The organism is Mesorhizobium sp. M1227 (genome assembly GCF_040318315.1).
In the GTDB taxonomy this organism is placed as follows: domain Bacteria; phylum Pseudomonadota; class Alphaproteobacteria; order Rhizobiales; family Rhizobiaceae; genus Mesorhizobium.
This window is the reverse complement of sequence record NZ_JAMYLZ010000030.1, coordinates 41,099-63,730: the sequence shown is the minus strand read 5'-3', so window position 1 is coordinate 63,730 and position 22,632 is coordinate 41,099. Positions and strand designations below refer to the sequence as shown.

Genomic DNA, 22,632 nt, shown 5'->3' with positions numbered 1-22,632 from the left:
TGGCCTTGGAAATCGAAACTACTGACTCCACCATTTGGCCCACCCAAAGCATGGCAAGCACCCTGGAGTGACACTGATCATCTGGATCCCCGATGGCTGGCATCTTTATTCCTTGCTTTTCGGTTCCGAGATAACCTTGCATGCTAACGAGCAGCAAAGCGACGAGTCTGCCGCGCGATCATATAGAAAGCCATAGCCTGTGTATTATGAGCTAAGCGGCGTTGAATTGAGACGCATTATCGAAATGGCACTGAACCGCACGAATGCTTGTCGTGCGCGCTTGTGTTCGTCTGACGGCAGTCTGAGGGAGAAGTTAATGCATAAACTAAGTTGTTCGCAAACCACGGCCAGAAGTCTTGCTCTTGTTGTTCAGGTGAGGGCCGTCTGATGCGAGACAAGCTCCTGCCGCCTCTTCCCCGTGCCGAGTCACGGATCCGGGTGTTTCATGACGACGTCACTATCGACTCGTATCGTTGGCTCCGCGACCGGGAGAATCCCGATGTCCGTGCGTATCTGGAAGCCGAGAACAGCTACGCAGAGCAAACCACAGCTCACCTTTCAGCGCTTAAGGCGGAGATCATTGCCGAGATCGAAGGACGTCAGCCTCGCGAGGGCACCCCACCAGCGTTGCAAGTTGGGCCTTTCGAGTACTTCCAAAGGCACGAGCCGGGTTTGGCACATCCGGCTTGGTGGCGCCGCCCAGTAACCGGAGGCTCGGCCGAACAAGTTCTTGACCCGAATGCGATTCCCGGTGCGGAGGTCTTCTACAAACTCGGTGTCTTCGAGCCGAGTGACGACGGGCGTTACGTGGCCTTCAGCTTCGATGTTATCGGGAACGAGAATTACGAGCTTAGGGTTCGGGACATGAAGACCGGCCAAGACGTCTGGCAGGGCTCGAAGAAGGCTGCGATCGTAGCTTGGGCCGCGGATGGTCACACTCTATTTTTCACGCGGGAGCGACCTAGCCGACAACAATGTCATGAGCTTATCCGTCTGGATATCGCAACTGGGATTTCTGAGGTAGCCTTCGAGGAAACCAATGAGCAATCGCAAGTACGAGTTCGGCGTTCCGATAGCGGCGCCTGGTTGTTCTTAGACGTGATTGCCACCTCGGACTATTCCTCTCCTGTTCATACAGGTGCTGCAGAAGTGTGGTGTATTCCTGCCGACGAGGCGAGCGGCAAGTGGCGCCGGATTGTGAGGCGTGAACTCGGGTACAATATCTATGTCGAGCATTGGGGCGACAGCTTTTTGTTTCGAGTGGACGACGCTGGACCCTATTGCCGGCTCGTTCGCGCGCCGATAGATGACCCGTCACCGTCGTCCTGGGAGGAGATCATCCCGCATCGACCAGGCGTGACACTCGAGGAAATCCACGTCCTCGAGAGGTACTTGGTTGTTCTGGAGCGAGAAGGCCTGCATCCTCGCCTGGTCTCACGTGACGGAAGCGGGCGTGTTGGGACAACGATCGTTCCCGACGAGCCAAGTTGCACTCTTAAGGTCGGCTTGTCTGCAGGGGGGGCGCGTTCGGTTGCACGGCATCTGTTCCGAAGCTCGAAGTTGGTTTATTCAATTAGCTCGTTTGTGACGCCTGACGCTGTAATCGAGCACGACCTCGCCGACGACCATTCGGCAACCTTGTACCGGGCCGACATACCAGGGTATGACCCGGATTTATACGTCTCGCAGGTTGTGATGGCGGAGGCGGAAGACGCGGTCGAGATACCGATTTCGCTTGTTGCGCGGCGCGATCGAACGAGCCCTGGGCCGGTCGTACTCCGCGTTTACGGCTGTTACGGGTCATCGAGATGGCCGTCTTTCACAGCTTGGCCTTCATTCATGACTGCTCTCTTAAGCCTTCTTGACCGAGGGGTTGCTTTCGGTTGGGCGCACGTACGTGGTGGCGGTGAATTCGGCCGCCCCTGGCATGAGGCGGCTATGGCTGAGCGGAAACGCACCACCCACACAGATCTGATCGCCGCTGCCGAGGGGCTCGTTGAGCAGGGTTTCGCCACCCGCGACGCGATCGTCATTGAGGGAGCGAGCGCCGGCGGCGGGGTTGTGCTTGCTACGGCCGCCTTGCGGCCGGACTTGTTCTCCGCCGTGCTCGCCGAGGTTCCGCTTGCGGACATTCTGGATACCGAGATGGACGTCGCAATGCCGTGGGCTCTAGTGGAAAGGGCGGAGTATGGAGATCCCCACACCGCCCATGAGTATCGGTGCCTGCGCAGCTACGACCCCTACTACAACCTCAGCGCCGATCGTCCACTTCCGCCGACATATGTCGACGCCGCGCTCGATGACGGCCAGGTGCTCTATTATCAGCCCGCTCGCTATGTGGCGCAGCGTCGGTCCTGTTCTGCCGATCGCGATCCCGAGTTGGTCTTCCGCATGCGGATGGTCGGCGGCCATAGCGGCGCGTCTCATGGGCCTGGCGTAGCCGAGGAAAGAGCATTTCGCATGGCCTGGGCGCTCGACCATCTCCGACGATCAAGCAGCTGAGCGCTGGGTTGCCGAGCGCACCTTCGGCTGGATGACAAGATGGCGCCGCCTCGTGCGCGACTACGAAAAGCGCATCGACGTCTCTCAGGCCATGATCCTCGTCGCTATGGGGCTTATCCGCGGAAACCCTCATCCCTGAATTTCAAAACGGACTCTGGCCGCCGGCCGCTCCAGGGCAAGGCCTCCTCGAGGTCGCCGCCGAATGGGCAGCGTGGCCTCGTCGCCAAAATGATCGACAATTTGAATGCCGATTGGCAATCCGCTGGCGCTCTATGCCAAAGGGTATCCCTACGGTGACGCATACGATTACCCACATCGTCGGCTTGATCCAATGGAGATGCCGAAGGCGATGTCGTGCAAGCGGGTCATGCCGCGCCAGACGACCATGTTGCCGGGAGGCGGATCATGTTTGCGGGCGAGATAGCTGCCAAGCATGGCGATTTGCAGCAGGTAAGCGGCGAGCGTGGGCCGTTGGAGGCGTGGCCGCGTTAGGGACGCGTCGATCCGGTTGAGCGCAGTGATCTCGGCGAAGGTGAGAACGCTGTCGGGCGCGGCGTCTGGCTTGGCGCGCGCCGACATTGTGACGAAGAATATGCGCCAGCTGACCACCGCGATGAGAGCGAGGAACTTCGCCAGCCTCTCGGCGGTCTCGAGCCTCGCCTCCTCGGCACGGCAGCCGGACTTCATGACCTTATGGAACACCTCCGCCTTCCAGCGCAGGGCATACCAGCCGAGCTTCTCAACCGCCGCGGAGAGATCGCCGACCGGCAAGTTGGTCACCAGCTTCCAGTCGATCGGCTCGCGGCCGGGCGGCGGATCCTCTTCGAGGGCGTGGATGTAAGTCAGAACCTGCGGACTGTAGCGCTTCTGCTTGCCCACGGGCGGCAAGGTTCTGATGGCGGCGAACTTCACCTGCAGGCAGGTCGTCTCGTCCTGATCGACCGTAATGCGATGACGTCCTGCCCAAGGCGCCGCCGCAAGTTGGCGAAGACGCGATGAGCAGGATCGTGCGGGGCAGCATCGGCAGGCCGCTCGGCCAGCCTGTTCGTCTGCACCCGCACGAGGAAGCTGGTGCCAAGGTCCTGCGCGGTGCAATAGAGCTCGTAGATGCGCTCTCTCGGTCACCAACATGCACGCAGCGCTCGGCTGCGCCAACGAGCGCGATGGACTGGCGCAGGTTCTCCAGCCAGCGGTAGCTCTCCTTCGTCTCGATCGGCACGCGCGTGGGATTGATGTGCCGCTTGAGCGCGAGCGTTCCCTTGAATTTCGTTCGTGTCCAGAACTTCACCGCCGTCAGACCGAGGGGTGTGCCGGTGAGGGTGACGGCCAGGCTCGAATGCATCAGCACCCCGCACAAAGTCAGCACGTTGGGCTGCCCGGCCTTGTAGCGCCCGGCGTTGATGGTCTTGGTGAAGCCGATTTTGCCCGGCTGCGCGCGGCTGTAGATAAATTCGGTCGTGTCCTGCAGGATAAGGATCGGACCTTCGCTCGCCGCAATGCGCGCCGCGGTCGCGGCGAAATGGCCGGCCAGAACGCTATGTTCGGTCACACGCGGGTTGTCAAAGAAGCGGTAGGCCGCCTTCGCCGCCGCCCAGTCGCCGCAGGCCGCCGGGATTGGCTTGCCCGGCGCAACTGACATCTGATCCAGCAACCGTCGCAGCCGACGGGCCAGACGCTTGTCGGGAACGGCCGCCGCAGAAAGCTCTTCCTCCTGCCAAGCGGCTTCGCTGCTGCCGTTCTTGTCTCGCATCCGTGACGCCTCCGTGATTCGGCGTCACGGACAGAATCACGGCAGATTCATACGGGGCAATAGGCCCGCCGACGATGTGGGTAATCGGAAGCCTCGCCGGAGGCGTACGCCAAAGGTAACGACACCGAAGGTTGTCCGGCAACGTTGAAGACTTCGGTATACTGTCAAAAGTTAGGCTCCTCCTCCTTGAATTCTTCTACGGAGAGTGTCGCGCTGGTCTTGTAATGACTGTCGCGACGGCGTATCGACAGGGGGCTGGAAATCAATTGCCCACGAATTATCTTCTAATGTACTTGCGAATATACTGACTCCGCAATTGTTTTTGAGTATGTCACTTGACTTGTGTGGCGGTGTGACTTCAACCAGCACGTGACCATTTCCACGAGGAGTGAACTGTCGCTTCCAGGGCGCGCCAGGACTTCCACCTCTAGATCGAACGCGCCCCATTTGGTCCTTGCTATTCCTTCTCAAAGCGCCGGCCGGCTGGGCAAGTTCCTCCACACAGTTCGGCTAGACTGAAAAGATGGAAGAGGACCCTAGGAACCATTGAGCGCAGCAGCCGTATGGCGCACGGTATTGCAAAGAACAAAAGAGCGACGCCACCCACAAGTGAGGTATCAGTCATCTCAAAACGCGATGGCACTGTCCGGAACATTATATTGGCGGACCCAATGCCAAGTGGCACATACTTGGCGGGTAGCGGATCGAACTGGGTCCGTCCGTCAACGCTGTCCGGGCAGAAATCGAGCGAACTGAAGTGCAGATCAAAGACGTGCTCCTCGCGCCAGGAAACGGCGCGTTTTTCTACGACGATCAGGCAGCCATAAGCGCCGGTGCCTCGCAGGACGGTTTTGTCTATGTGGGCGATCCCATCACGCCCGACTTCCAATCCATTCGCATTCCAGCATCTTCGCTCAGCGTCGGGCTCGTCCTCACCGACGACGCCGTTGTGTGGGGCGACATGATGAACGTCCAGTACTCTGGGGCCGGCGGACGCGATCTTTTCTTTGACACCCATCAAATCTCGGATTTGACGTCGCGCGTTGTGACGCCACGGCTTCTTGATGCCGATGCTTCTCGTTACCTTCCTGCTTGCGCGACGGTTCTCGAGCCTTTCGAACATAAGCGGCTACCTCTCGCGATTGAGTATGGCGTCAGTCAGGCGCTGCTTCGCGCAGCCGCTCATCTTCACCGAACGACAATGGCGGAAATCATATGCAGTGAATTTGACCTGCCGCTCCCGACGCGCAGAGTCCCGATCTACTGCCAGAGCGGTGATGCTCGCGAGATCAACGTCGACAAGATGATTCTGAAGTCCGTCGATGTTCTTCCACATGGCCTGATCAACTCACGGCAAAAATTCGGCGTCGGCGGCCAGACCTTCATGGAGTTCGTGAGGTGGGTTGCAACGCGTACGCGCGCAATCGGCCGCCCGGGCTATCATCCGGTGCTGCATTTCGATGTGTATGGCTGGATCGGTCAGGAAATCGGTCTGGAGCCGCAAACCATCGCCGACTTTATCTGCAAGGTTGCAGATACGGTTCCGGATTTCACGCTCAACATCGAGTGCCCGGCGGACTTTGGTTTCACGCAGGCCCAAATTGATAACTACGCTCGAATTGTATCGATCCTGAATGACCGGGGTTCCAGCGCTTGCATTGTCGTAGACGAGAGGTGCAATACGCTTGAGGACATTCGGCTTTTTGCCGAAGCGAAGGCCGCGCATCTCGTTCAAATCAAGACCCCGGATGTGGGCTCAATTGCCGACACGGCGCGTGCCGTTCTTCTGTGCAAAGAGCACAAGGTGGGAGCGTATGTCGGGGGAAGCTGCACTGAGACTGATCTCTCCGCCCGGGCTTCGGTCCACATATCGGTGGCAACCCAGGCGGACATGATGCTCGCAAAGCCCGGAATGGGAGTCGATGAGGGATTCTCCATCGTCGGGAACGAACAGAACCGATTGCTTGCGATGCTGAACCGTCGTCGGACACAAAACGAAAACGTTGGATGAAAAGCACGGTGTCGCATGCAAAACTCTCTTGAGGGGATCACTGTCGTAGCCGTGGAGCAGGCCGTTGCTGCCCCTTACGCATCGTCTCGCCTTGCGGACGCTGGAGCCCGGGTGATCAAGATCGAGAGGCCCGAAGGGGATTTTGCCCGAAACTACGACAAGTTGGTGCGTGGGCAAAGCGCCTATTTCGTCTGGCTTAACCGGGGTAAGGAGTCAGTGTGTCTGGACTTGAGGTCGGAGGCGGACCGGGCCATCCTGGAATCGCTCATCGCCGTTGCTGACGTCTTCATCCAAAACCTAAAGCCGGGCAGTATCGAAAAACTGGGTTTCGGGTCTGCTGGTCTGCGCCGACGCTTTCCACGGCTGATCGCCTGCGACATCTCGGGTTTCGGGGAGAAAGGGCCGTATTCCCACTTGAAGGCTTATGATCTCATCGTCCAGGCCGAAACAGGGCTATGCGCGATCACCGGCAACCAACAAGGGCCCGCACGTGTAGGGGTCTCGGTTTGCGACATCTCAGCGGGCATGACGGCGCATAGCGCCATTCTTCAGGCCCTCTATCACCGCGAGGTCACCGGCGAAGGCACTAGCATCCAAGTGTCACTGTTCGATGCCGTCGCCGACTGGATGAATGTTCCGGTTCTGCAAAACGACTACAGTGACTATCACACGCTACGCGCCGGCGTGAAACACCCGTCGCTGGCGCCGTATGGCGCCTATCGTTGTGCCGATGACAAAGAGCTCATCTTTTCGGTGCAAAATGACCGCGAATGGGTAAATTTCTGCGAGAAATTCCTGCAGCAGCCGGAGCTTACACGCGCACGTGGTTTTGCTGATAATATGGAGCGCCTCAGTAACCGTGCGCAACTTGATGAGATCATTGAGAGGCGCTTTTCCGAGCTGTACCGCGACGAAGCGATGCGCGAGCTTGAGGCCGCCGGTTTGGCATATGGCCGACTGAACGAAGTAGCGGATGTTTCAAACCATCCACACATTCGCAGGGTGCAGGTTGGCACACCTGAAGGAGTTGTAGACACGATAGCGCCGGCGGCGATTTTCAACTCCGAGCACCCCGCGTTGCGCCCAGTTCCGGCTCTTGGCGCTCATACCGAGACTGTCCGCGAGGAGGTTCTAGGGCGTTTGCGCGAGAGAGCCGCGTCGGAGTGAGCGCGCATCTCGGTAGGGTGGGTGCGCTCGCTATTTCCAAGGAGCCTGTGTACCGCGCATCATCTCAGCACGCCGGCCGCCCAGAAAGCTCACTGGCACCGCCCTCGCTAAAATCGGCCGCGGAGGCGACTCCATGATCAAAGACACCTTTGCGGCCGTTGAAAGCGCGATGTCTGTACCCCGCTGGAGATCCCTGCTCTTCGTTCCCGCTCACGTTCCGCGCTTTGTGGAGGCGGCTCATGAGCGCGGGGCAGATGGCGTCATACTCGACCTCGAGGACTCCGTTCCCCAGGATCAAAAAGGGGGGTCACGTTGGCAGCTTTCTGCATCCGTGGCAAAGGTGGGCCGCAAGGGCGCGTCGGTTTTGGTCCGCGTTAATCGTGGTTTGCGCGCCTTGGCGGCCGATCTGGATGCAGCCGTGATACCGGGTGTTGACGCACTTGTTCTTCCGAAGACGGACTCGGCAGAGTGGGTTTTAGAGATCGCGAATGCGGTATCAGAACTTGAACGGGAAAGAAATCTTCCGCTGGGACGCATCCGGTTCCTTGCCCAGATCGAGACGCCGGGCGCCTTGCAAAGGCTCGCGGCCATTGCGTCGGCGCATCCAAGGATGGTCGCGATGGGACTTGGTCCTGAAGATTTCAGTGCTGCTGTTGGCGGCGCCCCGGAATTCGACCTTCTCTTGTCGCCGAACCTTTCTGTTCTGTTTGCCGCCCGCGCGGCGGGCTTGCTCCCGCTGGGCTTCGCGGGAAGCATTGGCGAGTTCTCGGACTTTGATAAACTTCGTGAAACCGCAGCGCATGCGCGGCGGCTTGGCTTTGCCGGAGCTTTGGCGATCCATCCGACACAGGTGGCCATATTCAACGAGGCTTTCTCGCCAAGCCCGCAGGAACTCGAGTGGGCCCGTCGCGTCGTTGCGGCGGAAAACGATGCCGCCACGCGTGGCCTGTCTGCATTCTCGTTGAATGGTAAGATGATTGATCCCCCGGTGGTTCGGCGTGCTCACGAGATCCTGGCTCTCGCCAGCAATAACTGAGCTGCCTTAATCAGCAGCCGGACAGGCGCTTGTTTTTCGAGACATGGCCCGAATATTGCTTGCCTTCCATCTCGTTTCGAGATAGATAAGAAGGCACTGGGGATTATGCCTCGGTTTGGATTTGTTCAGCGTGGACATTAGGCAGTTAAGATACTTTGTCGGCGTCGTCGAAGCCGGCAGTTTCACGAAGGCAGCTGCGACCCTCAACGTTGCTCAAAGCGCTCTAAGCCTGCATGTGCGTCAACTGGAGGAAGGATTCGGCACGCAGCTGCTGGTTCGCGATCGGACCGGTGTCAGCGTCACGGCGTCCGGAGACAAGCTGCTGGAACGCGCGCGCATCATTCTGAAGGAAATTCAGCTCACTGAGGCGGAACTGACCAACTCGGTGGCTGCTCCTTCCGGAGAGGTGACCATTGGCATTCCTTCCGGAGCCGCTCGCGTCCTTAGTGGTCCCCTGATCGAATCGGTAAGAAGCGAATTGCCAAGGATTTCGCTGAAGATGATCGAGGGCATGACCGGACCGCTAGAGGAGTGGATGGCCGGCGGCCGTTTCAATCTGGCTGTCCTGTATCGCACTGCCGAGAGCGTGGGGCAAATGACGGTGCTGGCCCGCGAAGAGTTTTGCCTGGTGGTGCCGCCGGGCCAACCGCCATTCGAAGATTCGATACGGCTCGCCGACCTGCACGCGTTTCCGCTGGCGGTTCCCATGCGCAATAACAATGTCAGGCGTTCGGTGGCTGATGTCGTTGCCCAACACGGTTGTGTGCTGGACGTCAGATTCGAAGTCGACTCCCTTTCTACGATCATCAATATGGTCATGGAAGGAAAGGCGTATTCCATCCTTACCCCTTCGGCCATTCAGAAAGAGGCGTCTCAAGGCCAAGTCCGGACGGTTAAGATCATTGATCCAGTGATCACCCGTTCCGTTGTGCTTGCGGTCAACCCGAAAGATGAGCGCTCTCCAGCCGTTTCTGCGGTCCGCAAGCTTATCCCCAAGGTCGTCAGGACATTGATCGAGAGCAGGCACTGGTCGGCCACGACACCGGACCGACCTTAGGCACATCCTTCAAACCAAGTTCCAGGTGCTACCGCTCCTCCGCGGCTGCTTGCGCGATATCAATCTGGATTCCAGATGGTTTTGGGCGATATTCCATATTTGACCGGACCCGATCAATGCGATGAACTGCAGAGAAGCGGGCCTAGGTTCGATATCGGCGGGTCTCGCATTGGCAAAATACTCAAGCGGAGCATGGGATGTCCAACGCCACGAGCTATCAGCTCTTCATCAATGGCAGATGGCGAGCCGGTGGTAGCGGAGCCACTCTGCCGGTCATCAATCCGGCGACGGAGATGGTATTTGCCTCGGTGGCCTCGGCGACGATACCGGATCTGGATGAGGCCCTCGCTTCGGCAGAGCGCAGCCGCAAGGCCTGGTCCTCACGGCCTGCAAAGGATCGTGGCGAGATTCTTGTGGCAGCCGCCGAAATTCTGGCAGCGAAGGTTGAAGCGGCGGCTAGGGACCTGTCAGCCGAACAGGGAAAGACGATTGCCGAAGCGACAGGTGAGTACGCGCGCGCTGTCGAAACGCTGGAGTGGAACGGCACGCACGCCGAAGAGCTGTCGGCCCCCATTCCGATGGGCCCGAACCGGATGATAGTACCGGAGCCGCTTGGCGTCGTTGCTGCCTTCACGCCCTGGAACTATCCCGCCGTTCTCATCGCTCGCAAGCTCGCCCCTGCTTTGGCGGCAGGCTGCCCGGTGATCCTCAAAGGGGCTGAAGAGACACCAAGCGCGGCTGTCCACTTCGTCGAAGCCTTGCGACAAGCGGGTATCCCGGACGGCGTGGTCAATCTCGTCTTTGGCGTTCCGGTGCAAATATCCCGGCATCTCCTCAGCTCGCCGATCGTCAAGGTCTTGACTTTCACGGGCTCTACCGAGGTTGGAAAACAGCTCGCCAAGCTCGCCGCGAATAACTTGCAGCGGTGCATTCTTGAACTCGGTGGGCACTCCCCGGTCGTTGTATGCGAGGATGCCGACCTGGCAACGGCCATACCGGCAATTGCGGAATACAAGTTCGAGTGCGCGGGCCAGAGCTGCAATGCGCCTAGCAGGATCCTCGTCGCGCGGCCTCTCTACGAGGAATTCCTGTCCCGGATGACCGAAGTCGCCCGCAAGATCAAGATCGGTCCACCGGACGACCCGGCGACGGAGATGGGTCCGATGGCAAATGCACGGCGAATCGAGGCCATGCAGCGTCTAGTCAAGGATGCGGTCGATCGCGGCGCCACCGTCGAAACCGGTGGCACCCGCCTCGACCAACCGGGTTTTTACTGGCCGCCAACGATCCTGACAGGGGTGCAAAAGGATGCGAAAGTGCTTCATGACGAGCCGTTCGGGCTCATCCTCACCGTGGCGCCGTTCGACACGATCGAAGAGGCGATCGAAGAAGCCAACGCCACTGAGTATGGCTTGGCTGCCTACTTCTTCACCGGCGCCACCGATGCGAAACGGGCGCTGATCGGCGGTCTTTCGGCAGGCGCCGTCAGTGTAAATTACCTGAAAGGGGTTTCTGCAGATGCGCCGTATGGAGGCGTCAAACAGAGCGGCTATGGATATGAGGGCGGCGAGCAAGGTTTTCGGAGCTTCCAGAACCTGAAACTGGTGAACGGGCTCGGGTCATTCGGATGAGATTTCGTGAATAAAAGAACACGGACCATTGCCGGCAAGGATATCACAAAGAGCGTCGCCGACGCCCTTCAGTACATCTCGCACTACCATCCCCCCGACTATATCCGGTACCTTTCGCAGGCATACACGCGCGAACAGAGTCCGTCGGCTAAGAACGCCATCGGGCAGATTTTGCTGAACTCTCGCATGGCGGCCTTCGGACGGCGCCCGATCTGTCAGGATACCGGTCTTGTGGTGGTCTTTGCAAAGGTCGGCATGGGCGTCCGCATCAAATCAACGGCCAGTTTCGCCGACCTCGTCAATGAGGGCGTTCGCCAAGCATATCTCGACCCCTACAATCCCCTTCGACCATCGATCGTTGCGGATCCGCTTGCCGGGCGGGTGAACACGCGTGACAACACGCCAGCGGTCATCCACGTCGACCTTGTGCAAGGCAACCAGATTGAGATCACCATCGCCGCAAAAGGGGGCGGATCGGAAAACAAGGCGCGTTTCACCACCCTGAACCCCAGCGCGTCCGTTGCCGACTGGGTGGTCGACACTGTTTCGACCCTTGGCAGCGGATGGTGCCCCCCCGGCCTGATCTCGGTCGGCATCGGTGGCAGCGCTGAAAAGGCGATGCTGCTAGCCAAGGAGGCCATGAACGAACCCATCGACATGTCGGAACTGATCGCCAGGGGGCCGTCAAGCGCGGAGGAGGCACTACGGGTTGAGCTTTATGAGCGGATTAACGCGCTGGGCATCGGCGCTCAGGGCCTCGGCGGCCTGACAACAGTCGTGGACGTCAAGGTTGCAACCTATCCTACCCACGCCGCGTCCAAGCCCGTGGCACTCATTCCGCAATGCGCCGCCAACCGGCACCTGACCTTCACATTGGACGACACAGGGCCGGTCCAGCTCCAACCGCCCGACCTTTCCGAATGGCCACAGATCGAAAATGAGGAGTTGCACACGGCCGATGTCCGGCGGGTCAATCTCAGTGCGCTCACAAACGAAGAGACGGCATCATGGCGCTGCGGGGAAACCCTCCTTTTATCCGGAAAGATGCTGACGGGCCGTGACGCCGCCCACAAGCGAATAGTCGATTTGATCGATACCGGCGAGCCGCTTCCCGTCGATCTGCGGGGACGCGTGATCTACTACGTCGGACCCGTCCGCGCAGTGAGGGATGAGGTGGTCGGGCCGGCTGGCCCAACAACCTCCAGCCGGATGGACAGTTTTACTGAAAAGATGCTCGCCGAGACCGGCCTATATGCGATGGTCGGCAAAGCGGAGAGAGGCCCGGCGGCCATCGAGTCGATTGCGAGACACAGAACGCCCTATCTCATCGCAGTCGGTGGCGCTGCATACCTGATTTCAAAATCGATCAAAGCGGCGCGGATCGTTGCCTTTGAAGACCTGGGCATGGAAGCCATCTATGAATTCGAGGTGCAGGACATGCCGGTCATCGTGGCTGTCGATGTTAAGGGAAACTCCGTTCACAGTTCGGGGCCTCTTGAGTGGCGTAAGCGCATGGCGGCCGACAGCATCGCACGCAACATCGGCGTTTGAGTCTTCCCGGCTGGGCACCGGCCAGACTCCAGCGCCGGATTCTGGGCCGTAGCGGTAACACGAGCTGCATGTTGCAATGCCAATCGGCGAGCCAGATAAGAAGGGCGTTTAGTCTCGAAGCCGAATGCGCCGATGTAAGCACTGCATCTAACTATTCAGTGCACGCAATCAATGCTCGGATGCTGTCGAGGGTGTCAGTTAAAGCAGCGGAGGATCAAAAAAATGCGTTATCTAGTTACGATGAGGTCTCCGCCGAAGGCGACTATACTCTCCAGTTGCGTCATCGCCCCGTTAGGCCGCGAGGCGATAGCCAAACTGCTTCTACAGCCTTTCTCCATGGATCGCTTCCACTGACTTTCGACAACCCCACTCTGGCGCATTGCGGGCCGAGAACGGATGCCGTCCACTACATTCGATCACTTCATTAATGGTAATATTGATTGGCATGAATTGCGCTGTCGACAACGGCTTGAGAGCAAAAGGTCATGAAGTCGAAATCTGATCCTGTGCGCCTAGACGCTTGGGACGTCCGGATTCTCTCAGAGATTCAGTCAGACGGTCGGATTTCGAAAAGCGAGCTCGCAAAGCGTGTTCATCTTTCGGCTTCGGCCTGTTCGGAACGGCTCCGTATACTCCAAGCCGCAGGAATAATTGAGGGGTTCTACGCGCGACTAAGTCCAGCGCTCATCGGGGGCATGATCTGCATAATGGTGGAGGTGGTTCTGGATCGTCATCGTCTGGAGGATCAACGGAACTTCGAGACTGCGATCCAAGAGACGCCGGAAATCCTGGACTGCTGGGCTATCGGGGGGCGGATCGATTATCTTATGCGAGTTTCATCTCCTTCTATGGCTGCGTATCAGGATTTCATGGAGGGACTGCTGCAGGCAGGCTTAGGGATCGATCAATACTACAGCCTTATCGTGACGAAACCAGTGAAATCCAATTCACCAATCCCTTTGTCCGCACTAAGTCAACGGTAAACTCCCGAAGCCGTGGTTTCCACGGCGATTGGTGCCGATCCAGCGAATTCGTCGGCTAAAGACATGCATTTCCGTGAAACTCGAGAGGCGTTTGCCGGTATGCTTTCAAGAGTTAATAAAGCGCCCTGCGAATTGGATTTAAAAACCGCAGGGGGTTCTCATGATCAGAATACTAAAAGTCGGAGGAGAGTTTGATGTCCACGTTTTTTACGAAGGCGGCAATCGCCGCGAGTTTTCTGTGGTTTCTGTCAATCTCGGCTTTAGCTGAGGATGTCGGGACAATTGACCTCAGTGATGCGAAGGGTTGGGTTGACAGGCAACCGCCACCTCCAGACGGCCTCCACATTCGCGAAGTGAAGATCTGGGCCCCGACCCCCTGCCACCACGCTGTGATGAAAGCCGCCGGAGAATCAAAGTCTAGTCCACCTGTACCTCAGTTTGAGGTCACGATTGAGGAGCCCGCAACAAACGTTGTCTGCGTCCTTGTTGTTAGTAAAGTCACCGTGGAACCATTCGATGTAGACGATTATACGGGCGGCTTGCAGGTCCAGATTTTCTACAGGGGCCACGAGGGACAGCTACTCGAGTTGCAAGAGGTTCACTGAAGGCCCGCGAGTAAAAAATGCCCGCCGGCATTCGCCCGGCGGGGCTAGTTTGCCGCGCGGCGCGGTTTAAGCAAACTGGCGGAGGCGCAGCTGTTCTAAAAGCTATCCTCATTGCAAATATACGTTGGTAGTTCTAGCGTGTGCGACCGATCCCGTTGAGCACCGTAGAGCGGGAATTCTCCCACTTCCTGTCAGAAAATGCGGGAAATGTGCGCGGACAGCGAGAAAACGCCGAATTCCTGCGACGATGGGGCGGTTATTCGCGCAACGCGGTCCGTTTGGCGCTGCTATACTCACGAAGCGGGCATTGAGCAGCCGTTATCGAGGATTGCCTAGAAGGACGGAAACTGGGGAATAGAAATCACTGAAAGCAGCCTGATTACTGAAGGTCGAATGTTCCGGCAAATTGCTGGTGATCGACTGAAGTGTTTGCCGGGCAGCTTTGGCGTTGCCCTTGCCGAAGCAGCCCAAATAAGAAACCATTTGGCCGGAAGAAGGTGATTTCCATATCCGAAATGGCACATTCCAGGTTTAGGTGGAGATCATCAAGTAGTGGGAGCGCAAAATACCAGAGAGATTTGAGTGCTAAGAGTCCGTTTGAGAATTGGTTCAATGGCTGTTCTGCGCATCAAAAGACTGCCCACGGCGACGTGGATCATGGCTTCGGAGAGGTCGATGCGTCGTTCGTAGTCGCGCACGAGACCATAGCGCCCATCGTATTCGATTGCATGCGCTAGACCCGACCGTCCAGTCGGTGTCGGCTAAGCGGGATTCCCAAAAAGGGCTCATCGGCGGCTCCTTCCGAAGTGCTTAGGTCCGCACCTCCGGGATCGAAGCCTGCCGCCGATGCGAAGGGCGCCTTGACCAAGGCGCCCTTCATTCTAGAGCGTCGAGCATTCTGACTGAATCGAACGGATTGCCGTCGTGTAGCGACGACCTGCTGTCAGAAAATCTGGATTTGAATATCACGTCGGGGGATGTTGTTGTCTACAGAGCGGTACAGCGGCTTGGGACTTCCACTGTCATTCGTTCTTAATTGCTGAAACGGAAGACGAAGGTGGTTGCCGGAGAACCGAATGACGTGCGATTGAAAAACGTTGACAGCCAATGGATTGTCCAGGTCGTCGAAAATGGCAAAATAACTCGGCATTTATTCGACGCTCAAGCCGTTGCCGAGAGCTACGCCGAAGGCCAGCGAATTAGGCTCGGCCTGCCTGGAAGGCCACCGATCAGTTGACAAGCGTTGAACCTGGATTAGGAGGAGAACCCGGTGGATGAGCGCCCTAAGAGGCTCCGCGAAACACCAGACTTCATCATCAACGATGTACTCGACCTCGCCGAGTACTCCGATCGCCGTATTGTCACTACCCTAGTTGATACGCACGGAGTTCGCCTTCGTCTCCACCTCACAGTCGTGACCTCAGAATTGCTTTGCGAGCGAATTGCCAACGCGCTGGAGCGCCGGTACGGCGAATAGCGACCTAAGAGTCCTCTCTGTCTAGTGGATGTGGCGACCGTGTGGATAAGATCAGATCGGTAGTACAAGCTGCTCGTCCGATACTAAGCCGCCTGTTAGGGTAGCGCATACTTTATTGAAATTCTGAGGGTAGGGGCGGGGAACTGCATAAGTCCGCCGCGGGGCACATGAGCGTAGAAGACATGGTAAGACCGGTGAAGACATCCGCTCCTGGACAATATCTGGGATACGCGGTGCAGCCAGTACGATTCTGCTACCACTTACTGCGCGCCGCCCATGGAGAGCTGGTGTCGCTTGAATATATGGACGACGTCGCTATCCATCGTCCTTCGGGTCAAGTGGCACTTGAGCAATGCAAGAGCTCAATTCGGCCGAAGCTCATTACCGACAAATCAATTGACCTTTGGAAGACCTTCGGCAACTGGGTGGACATATGTGCTGCCCACGGGCTGGAACCGGGGAACACAGAGTTCATCCTCTATGTGGCTCCCGGGGAAGCTGGTCCCATCGTCGAAGCCCTTCACGCGGCAAACACGGATGACGCGGCTAACGCGATCATCACCAAACTCAAGAGTTGGCTGACCCCAAGTACGGTAGGAAAGGGATTCGGCGAACATCTCCAAAGATTCCTGGTTGCCGGCGATCCCGCATGCGCTGCAATCATCAAGAAATTTAGGTTCGATGCCGAGACGGACCCACTGGATCGAATCCGCGAGATTTTGCGCGCCACTATTACCGAGTCAGCTGTAAATGACTTTTGCAGTGCTGCGATTGGACGTGCCAAGGAGGACGCCGAACGCCTAATCCGAGATGGCAAGTCGCCAGTCGTCGATGCGCAAGCGTTTCGGCGTCGCTTTCAAGCGTTTGTGCGAAAACACAATCTTGCAGGCCTGCTCAACTCGACGACCGCTGCACCTGGTACGGCGGACATAGAAAAGACCATTGCGTCGGCACCAATGTTCGTCCGCCAGCTCGAAGCGGTGGAGCTCACCCCAGAGCTTATCGTCGGTGCTGTGAGCGCTTGTCTGCGCTCGACTGCCGACAAGATCAAATGGGCTGCCGACGGTGACATCGTCGAAGACAGCCTTGATGAGTTCGACGCGGGCTTGCAGCAGCGCTTCTCGCTCGTACGCGACGAAGTCGAGGACCTTCATGCCGCGCACGATCCCAAAAAGCGCGGCCGATTGGTCTACAGGCGTTGTGCTACCGTGCAGATGCCACTTGAAGGACGGACTCTGCCCAATCACTTCGTCGAGGGAGCATACAACGATCTGGCGAATGATCTTCGTGTCGGTTGGCATCCGTCGTATCAAGATATCCTTGGGAAGAATTGGGCATGACGGAGAGACTCTCAGCCGTTGAGCTGGTTCAAAACCCAGCGTTCGGTTCGACGATCCTTTGGAATTTCATTCATGGGTTCCAGGAGGAATCCATGGATCGCCTTCCGAATATGGAATTGATGTTTCTTGTTTTTCCGATCGTCATGCACACGCAGACAATGGAAGTGGTCACATCCACGCGGGTCGGATCAGCATTAGGGAAGTTCGTCGCCAATCTTTCAGAAAATCGTGAAGACCTGCTTGCCCTTCACGATCGCGCCCTCGCGATGCGGCTTTTTACTCTCGAGTCCATCGGCACGGGTGTTGCGAGCAAAATCGTTAGCCTTGATTACGCGACTGCAACGTTGCGCGCGAATGAAGTCAAGCTTCCTAAGCCACCTGAGAGGTTAAAAGCACACGGTCCGGCAGCAGAAAAATTGGGCCGGTGGATAGCGCGCGTCCCGGCAAATCATGCCTTCTCCATCCTACAGGTTCATCTCTGATGCATTTTCAGATTCTCAAACTCATCCTCTGGCCCAAAGGCGATTTTGCGCCGCGCGAAGTTGAATTCGAACCAGGTATGGTCAATGTCATTAGCGGTGCATCAAAGACCGGCAAGTCCGCTGTCATTCCGATCATCGACTATTGTTTGGGATCGGGAAAATGTCGAATTCCCGTCGGAAGCATCCGAAATGCCTGCGCGTGGTTTGGCGTTTTGATCGAGACGCTGGATGGACAGAAATTGTTGGCCCGGCGAGAGCCGGGGGATGCGCAGCAGACTGGTGACATGTTCGTCCTGGAAGGAGGCGGTATCGAAATTCCGAACCGCATCGACCAGAAGAACGCAACGGTCGATGAAGTGAAGCGAATGTTCGACCGCCTTGCTGGACTGTCACAGCTACGGCTTGATCCCGATGCCTCTGAACAAAGTTTCCAATCCAGGGTCAGTTTTAGAGACCTGACAGCCTTCATGTTCCAACCGCAATACATAGTCGCCAATCCGATGGTGCTATTCTTCAACGCGGACACAACCGAGCACCGCGAGAAACTGCGGGCGATCTTTCCTTACGTTGTTGGGGCTTTGACCCCTGCGATGCTGGCCGCTCGCTGGGAAATTGACAGGCTTCAACGGCTACTGCGCAGAGCAGACAGTGATCTGTCGGGCATTCGCCGAGGCGTCCGAGCGTGGCAAGCTGAAACACAAGCGTGGATGCGCCAAGCGATCGAATTTGGTCTACTGCCTGTAGGCACCATCGTCCCCGAGGAGTGGCCCGAGACCGTGGACCTTTTGCGTCAGGTGGTGCAATCAGATACGCGCCTCGCCAATACCACGGTCGACTCCATCGAACCAACCTTGGTTCAACTTGAGCAGCTACGTCAGGGAGAGTCGGCTGCAGCAGCGCTCGTTTCTCAACACAGGCAGCGTCTCAATGAAGTTCAAAAACTGATCGAGAGCAGCTCTAGCTATGGGGCCGCAATTCGCATTCAGCGCGATCGTCTCAGTATCGCATCATGGCTGAGCAGCTTTGCCGGTCGAACGGACGATCCTATCGCCGCACTGACAGGCTCCGGCCGTGAGAAACTCGACCAACTCACTGAGGCGCTATCCGGAATAGAAATTGAGCTGCGAAGCCAGCCTCTTCTTTCTGACACGTTCGATCGAGAGCGACTTCGGCTGCGCGGGCTCGTTGAAGAGTCCACAGCTCGTTTGAGTGGCATCAGGCAAGAAATTTCTATTCTCGAACGCAGGTCCGATGAAGTCAGCAAGGCAATTTATCGCTCCGACCGCATCGAACGCTTCCTCGGCAGACTAGAGCAAGCGTTGGTCACTTATGATCGCGCGGACGAAACGTCCGAGCTCAATGCTCGCGTTCAGCAGCTAACTGAGCAAATTGAAAAGTTGCGGAAGATTTATTCTGAGCAGCAAGTGAAGGCTCAGACCAACAACGCTCTTCGGATCATAGAGAATTTTGCGGCACAAATTATCCCAACGCTCGACGCAGAATGGAAGGAAGCTCCTATCAAGCTTCTAATCGACGATCTCACAATTCGTGTCATTCATGCGGACCGTTCGGACTTTCTCTGGGAGATAGGCAGCGGCGCCAACTGGCTCGCCTACCACGTTGCATTAACGCTGGCGCTCCAACGGTTTTTCCTCGAAGAGGGCAATCATCCTGTCCCGGCGCTTCTAATTTATGACCAACCAAGCCAAGTGTATTTCCCACGAAATCTCGATCAGGGCACTGATGACGTCCCAGTGCGCATCAGAGACGTGGATATTTCTGCCGTTCGCGCCGTGTTCGAAGCCCTCGGCAGAGAGGTTGTGCGTGCAAAAGGCCGTCTACAGGTGATCGTTCTCGATCATGCCGGGTTTGACGTCTGGGGCGAGATCGAAGGTGTGACGCTTGCTCAGGAGTGGCGCGACAACACAAAACTGGTTCCGCCGGAGTGGCTAGGATCGGCGCAACAATGATTGATCGTGGGGGGTAGCGGCCCGTTTGGCTGGCTAACGAACGAGGGCCTGGATCGAACCAAGCGCTACGCTCGCGAGAACGGGATTAAGAAAATGATCATTTGCCCCAAGTTGCCGGGTTGAGGGGTGTGCGATGCCGAATGTCTCGCGCCTTGTGCAAAGAATTCATTTTGAAGATTTTGTGGGGCCGAATTCGAGAGGCTCGTCTTTGCATATCATGTCCGGGCCGGATGGACCGAGATCGCCTGGTATGGGCAAGCCGGGGGCGACCACGGGCGGTTGCTTGACGATGGCACGCGCTGCCGGGCGGTCATTCAATGCGTCAATCGTAGCAGCCTTACCCAAAATAAGGCTGAGCATGACATGCAGAGGATGCTTTCCTCTCCCTCGAAGATTGATGCACTCAAATTCGTAACGCGCGGCGCGGTGTCCGCAACGCGCCGAGACGCCATTCAAACATTTGCCAAAGCAAACGGCATAAAAATCTATCAATCTGGTCAGGCGTAGAGTTCGAGGAACATCTGCGCCTGATCGGCGAAGATCTTCTTAGGCCGCTTTTGCGCTGGGGAAGTTTTTCCAGATAGGGCTGACGAATTGCTCCGTTTTGCCGACGACTTATCGGCCTTACAGATGGCGATGCCCTTGCTCCATTCGACCGTCCTGCATTTCGAACACCGTTCCTCGAAGAGTGTTCGCTATCGGCGTTTCAGCAGGCCATTGAAGATACCATCGTCGCGCTGAATACCGACATTTGGCGAACGCGAGAGGGCGATGAGATACGTCGGATACCTTCGCTGCATCACCTGCGTGACCAGCGAGTTAAAGCGAGCGTTTCGCGCGCCGTTCAATTGATTGATCAATTGCGGCGCACCTTTGTGTCAGGTCTGCGAGACAAGAGCATCAGACTTTGTGCATGTGGAAGTAGTGACTGCACGACATTTAATGTCGAACGCGCCGCCGGGATCAAGTTAGACAAGATTCGATCAGAGGCCCTCGGAGCCTTTCGAGATGCGTACCCAGGGTTTCGGGTGGAAATCGCGTAATCGCTGCTTATCTCAAAGTCTGCGGAAGATGCCTTCGGCGGCATCGAACGAAGGCCGGGGCCGGTTAGGCTGCGCTTGCCGTCGCATAGGTTCGTAGAGCATCGAAAAGAACGTATCGGCGATTTCAGCGGCCAACTCAGGCAGAAGATGGTCGACAGACCCAACAAAACTGGAGCCGGAGAACAGCGATTTGACCGAAATGCGCCGAGCGATGATCTGGTATGTCTTGAACATCTCTCGGACCAAGGTCGTCCCTCGATCGCCCTGCACATGTCCTTCATCTTGAGGGTCGATGGAGATGCAATCCCAACGGAGTTCGAAATATTTACGCCGGGTCGCGATACACAAATTTGGAATGCCTCGCTTTGTGCATTCGCGGAACCAACGAATTAGCACTGCGATCGCCGCTGGCGAATTCGACCCAGATACGATCTGGCAACGACGGCGATCTCGCAACCATCCTGACGGCTGAGAGATCAACATCGGCATGGCCGAACGTTGCCAACCTGTCTGACATTCGCCACAGGTCTAAGTGCGAGAGCGTAGGCCTCGCAGGCGAAGTGCTTTTAAGCGACGCAAGTAGCGCGGCGTTTGTGCCGTAGCCCAGTCCGGACGCGAGCGCTTCCGTAAGGTGTGATGATTTCACCTGCGAGAGCAAGCCTCGCAGTGTAACCATCGGCGTGGTACGGTGACGGCCGCTTTGCAGCGTTAGATCTTCGTGGTGGGAGTCAGGCGGTCATCGCGTTGTGCGACGTCATGACGTCAGCCGGCACCCGCGACCGCACGTCCCCTCTGCTGCTTGCACGTCTCGGGCTGCGCGCCGTGCGATATTGCGTAAGCGATGTTCCGACGGCACCTTTCGGGGATCGGCGTGAAGGACGATGTTCGGAGCCTTTGAGGGCTTCGACATATGACGATTTCAGAGCTTACGCTTAAGTCGAACGACTTGGGGCCGGTGCGCCGGTTCGAGGTGTTCACGGGCTCCGGCCGGCGACGCGAATGGCCTCCAGAGGAGAAGGCGCGGATCGTTGCGGAGAGCTACGAGGCTGGCGAGACGGTTTGTGCTGTAGCTCGCCGATATGCGCTTTCCCCGCAGCAATTGTTTGCCTGGCGCCGGGCTGCGCGTCAGCCCTCGGCGGAGGCGCCGGCATCAGAATCCCTGTTCGTTCCTGCGGTGGTTGCGGCGTCCTTGCCGGAACCGGTGGCGCAGCGCCCAGGACGACCACGGAAGCAGAAGGCGGTCCGCGACGCCGGCGTGATCGAGTTTGAGATCGACGGTGTCGCCATGCGCGTTGGCCGCGGCGCCGACACCAAAACGGTGGCTGCTATAATCCGCGCGCTTAAGGCAACGACGTGATCGGGCCGACGGGTGCGGTCAACGTAATGGTGGCGACAAAGCCAGTCGACTTCCGCAAGGGCGCGGAGGGGCTGGCCGCGCTGGTGCGCGAGACGATGGGCGCCGATCCGTTCAGCGGCGCCGTCTACGTCTTCCGGGCGAAGCGCACCGACCGGATCAAGCCGATCTTTTGGGACGGCACCGGCGTTTGCCTCTATGCCAAGCGCCTGGAGGACGGCGAGTTCCGCTGGCCGAAAGTACAGGACGGCGTGATGCGGCTTACGGCCGCGCAACTGTCGGCAACCGCCAGCCGGATGGACGGTTTTACTGAAAAGCTGCTCGCCGAGACCGGGCTTTTCGCAATGGTGGTTAAGGCGGAGAGGGGACCGGCGGCCATCGAGTCGATTCTCAGACACAAAACGCCCTATCTTATCGCAGTGGGTGGCGCTGCGTACCTGATTTCAAAATCGATCAAGGCGGCACGGCTCGTTGCCTTTGAAGATCTGGGCATGGAAGCCATCTATGAATTCGAGGTGCAGGACATGCCGGTCATCATGGCTGTCGATATTGAGGGGAACTCAATTCACAATTCCGGGCCTCTTGAGTGGCGTAAGCGCATGGCGGCCGACAGCATCGCACGCAACATCGGCGGATTCTGGGCCGTAGCGGTAACATGAGCGGCATTTTGCAC

At 57.7% G+C, this 22,632-nt stretch carries 18 protein-coding genes and 3 pseudogenes; 16 read left to right on the top strand and 5 right to left on the bottom strand.

Annotated elements, in window-relative coordinates:
- The first annotated feature begins 387 nt into the window (after positions 1-387).
- Together NKH28_RS26320 and NKH28_RS26315 are read left to right on the top strand one after the other, a co-directional pair.
- Positions 388-2,502, top strand: a complete 2,115-nt coding sequence (locus NKH28_RS26320; protein WP_352980769.1) for a prolyl oligopeptidase family serine peptidase — start codon at positions 388-390, stop codon at positions 2,500-2,502.
- A 1-nt stretch (position 2,503) separates the two neighbouring features.
- Positions 2,504-2,641 (top strand): annotated as a pseudogene (locus NKH28_RS26315) (transposase); the annotation flags it as partial.
- A 167-nt stretch (positions 2,642-2,808) separates the two neighbouring features.
- Here the strand turns inward: NKH28_RS26315 and NKH28_RS26310 are convergent.
- Together NKH28_RS26310 and NKH28_RS26305 are read right to left on the bottom strand one after the other, a co-directional pair.
- Entirely contained in the window at positions 2,809-3,633 is an 825-nt protein-coding gene (locus tag NKH28_RS26310; RefSeq protein WP_352980783.1) for an IS4 family transposase, read from the bottom strand.
- Positions 3,634-4,108: 475 nt separating this feature from the next.
- Positions 4,109-4,252: pseudogene (locus NKH28_RS26305) on the bottom strand (IS4/Tn5 family transposase DNA-binding protein); the annotation flags it as partial.
- 757 nt (positions 4,253-5,009) lie between these two features.
- Between NKH28_RS26305 and NKH28_RS26300 the strand changes: the two are divergent.
- From NKH28_RS26300 to NKH28_RS26265, 8 genes are all read left to right on the top strand, one after another.
- On the top strand, positions 5,010-6,263 hold the full coding sequence (locus tag NKH28_RS26300; protein WP_352980768.1) for a methylaspartate ammonia-lyase: 1,254 nt from the start codon (positions 5,010-5,012) through the stop codon (positions 6,261-6,263).
- 15 nt (positions 6,264-6,278) lie between these two features.
- Positions 6,279-7,430: a CaiB/BaiF CoA transferase family protein gene (locus NKH28_RS26295; RefSeq protein ID WP_352980767.1), complete on the top strand. Its 1,152-nt coding sequence runs from the start codon at positions 6,279-6,281 to the stop codon at positions 7,428-7,430.
- Positions 7,431-7,563: 133 nt separating this feature from the next.
- Positions 7,564-8,466 (top strand): HpcH/HpaI aldolase/citrate lyase family protein, encoded by a 903-nt coding sequence (locus tag NKH28_RS26290; RefSeq protein ID WP_352980766.1) that lies wholly within the window; start codon positions 7,564-7,566, stop codon positions 8,464-8,466.
- 130 nt (positions 8,467-8,596) lie between these two features.
- Positions 8,597-9,523 (top strand): LysR family transcriptional regulator, encoded by a 927-nt coding sequence (locus NKH28_RS26285; RefSeq protein ID WP_352980765.1) that lies wholly within the window; start codon positions 8,597-8,599, stop codon positions 9,521-9,523.
- 197 nt (positions 9,524-9,720) lie between these two features.
- Positions 9,721-11,154, top strand: coding sequence for an NAD-dependent succinate-semialdehyde dehydrogenase (locus NKH28_RS26280; RefSeq protein ID WP_352980764.1), 1,434 nt, complete (start codon positions 9,721-9,723; stop codon positions 11,152-11,154).
- Positions 11,155-11,160: 6 nt separating this feature from the next.
- Positions 11,161-12,705 (top strand): fumarate hydratase, encoded by a 1,545-nt coding sequence (locus NKH28_RS26275; RefSeq protein ID WP_352980763.1) that lies wholly within the window; start codon positions 11,161-11,163, stop codon positions 12,703-12,705.
- A 485-nt stretch (positions 12,706-13,190) separates the two neighbouring features.
- The gene (locus tag NKH28_RS26270) at positions 13,191-13,688 is read left to right on the top strand and encodes an Lrp/AsnC family transcriptional regulator (protein ID WP_352549738.1); all 498 of its coding nucleotides are present in this window, start codon (positions 13,191-13,193) and stop codon (positions 13,686-13,688) included.
- A gap of 194 nt (positions 13,689-13,882) precedes the next feature.
- Positions 13,883-14,293 (top strand): hypothetical protein, encoded by a 411-nt coding sequence (locus NKH28_RS26265; RefSeq protein WP_352875030.1) that lies wholly within the window; start codon positions 13,883-13,885, stop codon positions 14,291-14,293.
- Positions 14,294-14,907: 614 nt separating this feature from the next.
- Here the strand turns inward: NKH28_RS26265 and NKH28_RS26260 are convergent.
- Positions 14,908-14,994 (bottom strand): annotated as a pseudogene (locus NKH28_RS26260) (IS5/IS1182 family transposase); the annotation flags it as partial.
- A 569-nt stretch (positions 14,995-15,563) separates the two neighbouring features.
- Here NKH28_RS26260 and NKH28_RS26255 point away from each other — a divergent pair.
- The 4 genes from NKH28_RS26255 to NKH28_RS26240 all read left to right on the top strand — a co-directional run bounded on the left by NKH28_RS26255 (position 15,564) and on the right by NKH28_RS26240 (position 19,562).
- Positions 15,564-15,770, top strand: coding sequence for a hypothetical protein (locus NKH28_RS26255; protein WP_352549734.1), 207 nt, complete (start codon positions 15,564-15,566; stop codon positions 15,768-15,770).
- 167 nt (positions 15,771-15,937) lie between these two features.
- Positions 15,938-17,110: an ABC-three component system protein gene (locus tag NKH28_RS26250; RefSeq protein WP_352980762.1), complete on the top strand. Its 1,173-nt coding sequence runs from the start codon at positions 15,938-15,940 to the stop codon at positions 17,108-17,110.
- Entirely contained in the window at positions 17,107-17,592 is a 486-nt protein-coding gene (locus NKH28_RS26245) for a three component ABC system middle component (RefSeq protein ID WP_352980761.1), read from the top strand. Before NKH28_RS26250 ends, NKH28_RS26245 begins: the two co-directional genes overlap by 4 nt.
- Complete coding sequence (locus NKH28_RS26240; RefSeq protein WP_352980760.1) at positions 17,592-19,562, top strand: DUF3732 domain-containing protein; 1,971 nt, start codon at positions 17,592-17,594, stop codon at positions 19,560-19,562. The genes NKH28_RS26245 and NKH28_RS26240 overlap by 1 nt, the downstream gene beginning before the upstream one ends.
- 695 nt (positions 19,563-20,257) lie before the next feature.
- Here the strand turns inward: NKH28_RS26240 and NKH28_RS26235 are convergent.
- Both NKH28_RS26235 and NKH28_RS26230 read right to left on the bottom strand, forming a co-directional pair.
- Positions 20,258-20,422, bottom strand: coding sequence for a hypothetical protein (locus tag NKH28_RS26235; RefSeq protein WP_352980759.1), 165 nt, complete (start codon positions 20,420-20,422; stop codon positions 20,258-20,260).
- A 195-nt stretch (positions 20,423-20,617) separates the two neighbouring features.
- Entirely contained in the window at positions 20,618-21,094 is a 477-nt protein-coding gene (locus NKH28_RS26230; RefSeq protein WP_352980758.1) for a hypothetical protein, read from the bottom strand.
- Positions 21,095-21,560: 466 nt separating this feature from the next.
- Between NKH28_RS26230 and tnpA the strand changes: the two genes are divergently transcribed.
- Both tnpA and tnpB read left to right on the top strand, forming a co-directional pair.
- Positions 21,561-21,962 (top strand): IS66-like element accessory protein TnpA, encoded by a 402-nt coding sequence (tnpA, locus tag NKH28_RS26225; RefSeq protein ID WP_352980757.1) that lies wholly within the window; start codon positions 21,561-21,563, stop codon positions 21,960-21,962.
- Positions 21,959-22,618 carry an IS66 family insertion sequence element accessory protein TnpB gene (gene tnpB, locus NKH28_RS34535; protein ID WP_502906664.1) on the top strand — a complete coding sequence of 220 codons (660 nt, stop codon included), beginning with the start codon at positions 21,959-21,961 and terminating at the stop codon, positions 22,616-22,618. The genes tnpA and tnpB overlap by 4 nt, the downstream gene beginning before the upstream one ends.
- The last annotated feature ends 14 nt before the right edge of the window (positions 22,619-22,632 follow it).

What these genes read in the sequence shown, in the direction of transcription:
- NKH28_RS26240 (WP_352980760.1), top strand. Translation starts at nt 17,592, where the DNA reads ATGCATTTTCAGATTCTCAAACTCATCCTCTGGCCCAAAGGCGATTTT.
- NKH28_RS26230 (WP_352980758.1), bottom strand. Translation starts at nt 21,094, where the DNA reads ATGCCGATGTTGATCTCTCAGCCGTCAGGATGGTTGCGAGATCGCCGT.
- NKH28_RS26295 (WP_352980767.1), top strand. Translation starts at nt 6,279, where the DNA reads ATGCAAAACTCTCTTGAGGGGATCACTGTCGTAGCCGTGGAGCAGGCC.
- NKH28_RS26270 (WP_352549738.1), top strand. Translation starts at nt 13,191, where the DNA reads ATGAAGTCGAAATCTGATCCTGTGCGCCTAGACGCTTGGGACGTCCGG.
- NKH28_RS26310 (WP_352980783.1), bottom strand. Translation starts at nt 3,633, where the DNA reads ATGTTGGTGACCGAGAGAGCGCATCTACGAGCTCTATTGCACCGCGCA.
- NKH28_RS26280 (WP_352980764.1), top strand. Translation starts at nt 9,721, where the DNA reads ATGTCCAACGCCACGAGCTATCAGCTCTTCATCAATGGCAGATGGCGA.
- NKH28_RS26265 (WP_352875030.1), top strand. Translation starts at nt 13,883, where the DNA reads ATGTCCACGTTTTTTACGAAGGCGGCAATCGCCGCGAGTTTTCTGTGG.
- NKH28_RS26245 (WP_352980761.1), top strand. Translation starts at nt 17,107, where the DNA reads ATGACGGAGAGACTCTCAGCCGTTGAGCTGGTTCAAAACCCAGCGTTC.
- NKH28_RS26320 (WP_352980769.1), top strand. Translation starts at nt 388, where the DNA reads ATGCGAGACAAGCTCCTGCCGCCTCTTCCCCGTGCCGAGTCACGGATC.
- NKH28_RS26250 (WP_352980762.1), top strand. Translation starts at nt 15,938, where the DNA reads ATGAGCGTAGAAGACATGGTAAGACCGGTGAAGACATCCGCTCCTGGA.
- NKH28_RS26290 (WP_352980766.1), top strand. Translation starts at nt 7,564, where the DNA reads ATGATCAAAGACACCTTTGCGGCCGTTGAAAGCGCGATGTCTGTACCC.